General features: G+C 72.1%; 5 protein-coding genes. 4 read left to right on the top strand and 1 reads right to left on the bottom strand.

All coding sequences use genetic code 11. The features are described from left to right. Window positions 1-721 precede the first annotated feature (721 nt). Window positions 722-1,702 (bottom strand): bifunctional lytic transglycosylase/C40 family peptidase, encoded by a 981-nt coding sequence (locus VGB14_01360; protein HEX9991553.1) that lies wholly within the window; start codon window positions 1,700-1,702, stop codon window positions 722-724. Window positions 1,703-1,939: 237 nt separating this feature from the next. Between VGB14_01360 and VGB14_01355 the strand changes: the two genes are divergently transcribed. The 4 genes from VGB14_01355 to VGB14_01340 form a co-directional block, all read left to right on the top strand. Further along, window positions 1,940-2,251, top strand: coding sequence for a hypothetical protein (locus VGB14_01355; protein ID HEX9991552.1), 312 nt, complete (start codon window positions 1,940-1,942; stop codon window positions 2,249-2,251). A 269-nt stretch (window positions 2,252-2,520) separates the two neighbouring features. Beyond that, entirely contained in the window at window positions 2,521-2,949 is a 429-nt protein-coding gene (locus tag VGB14_01350) for a hypothetical protein (GenBank protein ID HEX9991551.1), read from the top strand. A gap of 8 nt (window positions 2,950-2,957) precedes the next feature. Then, window positions 2,958-4,214, top strand: a complete 1,257-nt coding sequence (locus tag VGB14_01345; protein HEX9991550.1) for a hypothetical protein — start codon at window positions 2,958-2,960, stop codon at window positions 4,212-4,214. Then, window positions 4,211-5,155 (top strand): SCO6880 family protein (locus VGB14_01340; GenBank protein ID HEX9991549.1); only part of this gene is annotated, 945 nt, incomplete at its 3' end. The genes VGB14_01345 and VGB14_01340, both read left to right, overlap by 4 nt.

Genomic DNA, 5,155 nt, shown 5'->3' with positions numbered 1-5,155 from the left:
AAGCGCAAGTCGGAGCGAGGCGACTCCGCGGTAGTTGAGAATTTCGACACCGCGCAACATGACGTCACGCCGCGACAAGCCACGCCGCGAGGCCCAAGACGCCCGTTTCATCACTACATCGAGCAGCCGGTCGACCTGTTCTGGGTTTGACCCCCCGAGAGCGGAGCGTGCGTGTCACGACGCTCCGCACGGACGCACGAACGTCGTGACTGGGTGGTGCCGTCCAGTCGACCTTTAGGTCACGCTTCACGACGCGGACGATCGGGTCGGCTCCGTCGAGATCCACCGGATCAGCTCTTCGATCAGCGGTTTCATCGGCAGCGCGAAAGTGACGACCTCATCGGCGCGTGCCGTGAGCCTGCCATCACCAGGTTCAGGATCTCCAACATCCGCTCCGTGATCTCCGTAGTGCTGCCCGCTACCCCGACGTGGGCGGACGTGCGAGGTCGCGCCATCGGGCCTGGACGAAGACGCTACCCGCAGTCACGTCGACTGAAATCAGTCGCGGGTTACCGCCGTCGCGAGCAGCGGTCAGGCTGACGGTCGTCGTCAAAGGCTGGAAGGTCACCCATGCGCGCGTCGCGCCCGCTTGGAGTACTTGCCGTGGTTCGGTGAAGCGGTGGGAAGCTGCGCGCGCAGACTTGGCGCGACGACCACGTTCACGCGCTGCTATGGGGTGGGCTGCCGCGCTGCCCAGCGTTGCATCCGGCGATTGCAGGCGTCACGACGTCGTACGTGGACGCGTCGCTCCGATGACGGAGCCGTCGTTGGTGATGTCACGGACGGCGACGGGCGTGTTCGTGTTGAGCGCTTCGACGACAAGGCCCATCCCGAGGTAGATGGCGACGTGGTCGGCGTCGCCGGGTGGGAGGCGGCCGTAGTTGAAGAAGACGAGGTCGCCAGGGAGGAGGGCGTCGAGCTGGCCAGGGCCGGCTGGTACGGCGACGGCGTTCGGGTCGTCGAACTGGGTGTCGGCGGTGAACGGGAGGACCACCCCGTTCTGGTTGAACGCCCACCAGGTTAGGCCTGAGCAGTCGAAGGCGGGCGGGTCGGGGTCGTCGACGCGGCCGGCGCCCCACTGGTACGGGTCGCCGAGTTGGGAGCAGGCGTCGGCGATGACGGCGAGGACGAGGGCGGAAGGCGCCGACGCGTCGGTCGTGTGAGCGCCGCACGAGATCGGGCCGCCGACGCCGCTGCTCTCGTAGGCCGCGGCGACGGCCAGCACCTGCTGTACGTAGGCGCTCGAGTTGTTGTAGCGGAGGAGCGCGGCTCGGACGTCGACGATCTCACCGGCGCCACGGCAGAGGTAGTCGGCTGCTGTCGGGATGGCGTCGTACGCGTTGTGCGGGTCACGGGCCCCGTCGCCTGAGCCGTCGACGCCCCATGTCCGCCACGTGCCGGGGATGAACTGCATCGGGCCGACGGCGTGGTCCCAGAGGGTGTCGCCGTCCCAGGCCCCGCCGTCGGTGTCCCTAATCGCTGCCGTCCCACCGGATCCGTCGAGGGTCGGGCCGACGATCGGGGGAGCGACGGCTCCGGTGTCGGCGTCGAGTACGGCGCCGCGGTGGCGGCCGTGGTCCGTCTCGACCTTCCCGACGGCCGCCAGGACGGTCCACGGCAGTCCACGGCAACGGGAGGCGGCGGACTGGTAGACGGGCAGCAGGTCGGCAGGGATGTCGGCGACGGCTCGAGCGCTCGGCACGACAGCGGTCGGCGGTGCCCCACCTGCTGCCAGGACGGGGAGCCCGATCAGGGAGCCTGCGAGGAGCGCGAGCGCGGCGGGCGCGGTCAGGAGCTTGGCATGCATCGACGGGACAGGCCCCTCAGGCGGCCTAGCGGGACCGTCGTCGCGGTCGTCCGCCTGGACCACCGGCCCGGCTTCGTCCGGTGCGGGCTGAGCGTGGTTCGAGCGGCGAACCAGGGAGGAGGCACCGGCATCGTGCGAGCGGTTCGAGAACTACTGACCGGCGTGGTCGTCGTCGTGGGGCAGGTCGAGGTGAACCCGTCGGCCGACGGGCTGCCCGGCGGCGACCTGATCCAGCGGCTCCTCAACTGGGGCCAGATGGGGGCGCTGTGGGCGTCGCTGGCCGCGGTGCTCGCCGGCGGCGCGTACTACGGCTGGTCGCAGGTCCACGGCTCCTACGCCGGCGCAGCCAAGGGCAAGGCGTTCGCCGTCGGAGGAGCGGTAGGCGCCATCATCACCGGGCTCGCGCCACTGATCGTCAACACGCTGTTCAACGAGGTGTCGTGATGGCGGCCGGAGGACGTCATGGGCGCTGGGGCCGTATCGGCGTCGTCGCAGCAGCAGTGGCGGCGGTGTTCGTCTCCGGCATGGCCGCCCACGCCGCGGTGGCGAACGGCGACCCGCGTCCGAGCGGCGGCGGGGAACCAGCGGTCGCCGCGCCGAGTGCGGACGTACGGCGCCGGACCGCCGGCGGAGTCGTCCTCGGGTTCCCGCGAAGCCGAGCCGGTGCGCGGGAGGCAGCGCTGAGCTACGCCGCGACGGTCCCGCAGCAGCTCATGTACGCCACCCCAGAGCAGGTGGTGGACATCGTGACTGCGACGTCGGCCGACGGGGCAACGGAGGCCAGCCCGGCCGAGGTGTCGGCGTCGGTGACGGAGGCGCAGGCGGTGCTGGTGGGCGGCTTCGGCACCGCGTGGTGGATCGTGGCGCCCCTCGCCGTCCGTGTCGACGCCTACGACGGCGACCGGGCCCAGGTGTCGGTGTGGGTCGTCCGCGTGCTCTCACGAGCGGCGGTGGCGTCCCCGCAGACTTCCTGGGCGGTGACGACGCTCGAGCTGGTGTGGGAGCGGGGCGACTGGCGCGTCTGGTCCTCGGACGACTCGCCCGGCCCGACGCCGGAGCCGGACGGGTCCGACCGGCCAGCGACGGCGACCCAGCTCGACGAGCGCCTCGACGGTTTCGAGCTCGTCAAGGACCACGGGTGACTCGAACGGTGACGCTCGCCGGGTGGTTCCCGGGCTGGGCGTTCGCGCCGGTCGGCTGGGTCTGGGACCGCGTGACGGACTTCGGCGGCCAGATCGCCGAGACGGCGTTCTCGTCCATCGTGTCGGGCGTCGCCGCATGGGTGCTCGACGGGGTCGCCTGGGTGGCCGCGTCGGTCGCCGGCTTCTTCGTCGAGTCCACCAGCCCCGATGTCGAGGCGGGCTGGTTCTCGGGCCCCGAGAGCCCCTACCTCCTGATGGCCACGATCGGCGGCAGCGTGCTGGTCCTGATGATGTTCTTCAGCATCGTCCAGGGCGTCGTCACCGGCGATACCACGACGCTCGCCCGGAGGCTCGCCGTCGACGTCCCGACCGCGGTCGTCGGCATCGCCGCCGGTGTCGTCGTCTTCCAGCTGCTCATCGACCTCTCGGACGCGATGACGCAGGCGCTCATGTCGTACTTCGGCGACGACGTACGGCACTTCGCCGACGTCGTCGGCGCCGCGTCGGGCGTCACCGGCGAGGTCGCCACGGCCATCGTCGTCGTGCTGCTCGGCTTGGTGGCGCTGCTCGGCGGTCTGCTGATCTTCGTCGAGCTCGTGATCCGGTCGGCGCTTATCTACCTGCTCGTCGCAATGGCGCCGCTCGCCTTCGCGGCGCTGGCGTGGCCGGCGACCCGCGGCATCTTGCGCCGGACGGTCGAGCTGCTCGTCGCGGTGATCTTCTCGAAGGTCGTCATCGCCCTCGCGCTGTCGATCGGGGGTGCCGCCCTAGCCGGCGCCGTCGGGCCGGGCGGGTCGACCGGGCCGGACGTGGAGGTGCCAGACGAGCCCGGGCAGGAGGAGCCTGGGGAGCCGGCTCCGTCCGATGGCGACGACGCGTCCAGCGTGACCGCCTCCGTCGGTGTCCTCCTCGCGGCGACGGCGATCTTCGGTCTCGCCTGCTTCAGCCCCTTCGTCGTGCTGCGCCTCCTGCCGATCGTCGAGGGCGCGGCCGTCGCCCAGGGCGTGAGGGGCGGACCGCTGCGGGCCGCTCAGCAGGTGCAGTCGCTGCGGTACCAGCACGTGATCGCCCGCCGCATGGCGGGCGCTGCTGCGCCGCCAGCAGCGTCCGGCGGCGGCGGCTCGAGCGGCGGGAGCGGCGCTGCGAGTGCATCGCCGAGGCCGCCCTCCCGCGCACCGGCCGTCGTCGGGGCGACCCAGCGCTCGACCCACCCCGGCAGGTCCGACCATTCGACGCCTCCCAACGAGCGGGACGCTGGCGCATGACCCCGGAAGAGCAGCGGACGTACCGCCTCGACCCGCTCGACCGCAGCGGCGTGTTCCTAGGACTCGGCCCGGGCCAGCTCGCCGTCCTCGCCACTGCCTCCCTCCTCGGCGCCGTCCTCCTCACGGTGGACGCGCCGATCGGCATCGCGGGAGCACCCGTCGTCATCGGCGCGCTCGTCGCTCTCTCGCGGGTCGGCAACCAGCGGCTCGTCGAGTGGGTACCCGTCGTCGCCCGCTTCGTCGCCCGCCTGCGGACCAACCAGTACCGCTGGCGAGCCCCCCTGACGCCCTCTCACGATCACGACGCTTCCCCGGCGCATCGCCTGCCGCCCTGCCTGCACGGCGTCGACGTCGGCGACGGACGCGACGGGCTGGGCGTCGTCGCCGACACCCGTGCTGACACGCGCACCGCCGTCCTCCCCGTGGGCAGCGACGAGTTCGTCCTCCTGTCGAGAGAGGACCAGGAGCAGTTGCTGGCCGGCTGGGGCGACGTCCTGGCCGGCTTCTCGGCCGAGCGGTCACCGGTCGTCCGGCTCTGCTGGTCGGACTACGCGGCGCCTCGCGGGCTGGGCGATCACGCCCGCTGGGCGGCGGCACAGGCGGCACCGCCACGCCCGGCCGCGTGGGCCGACTACCAGGCGCTCCTGTCCCGGGCCTCACCCTGGACCGTCGGCCACGAAGTCCTCCTCACGGTGACCGTCGCACGGAGCGGACTTCGTGCCCGCACGGCAACCGACGGCGACCTCCTCGACGCACTGGGACGCGCCGTCGACGCGATCGGCCGAGGTTTGCGGTCCGCAGGGCTCCACGTCGGCGACCCGGTGAGCGCCCAGGCGATCGCCGCCGGCATCCGGTCCCGAGCGGGGGGGCGCTGCTCGACGAGGACGGCGGTATCCCTCGCCGAGCGTGTCGGCCTGGTGTTCGCCGAGTCGGCAGGGCCG

The organism is Acidimicrobiales bacterium (assembly GCA_036399815.1).
Taxonomy (GTDB): domain Bacteria; phylum Actinomycetota; class Acidimicrobiia; order Acidimicrobiales; family DASWMK01; genus DASWMK01.
Note: the sequence above shows the minus strand (reverse complement) of the source record. Positions and strands in the feature narration are given on the sequence as shown.

Excerpts from the sequence above, each read along its gene's own strand:
- VGB14_01350 (HEX9991551.1), top strand. The coding sequence starts at position 2,521 with ATGTACGCCACCCCAGAGCAGGTGGTGGACATCGTGACTGCGACGTCG.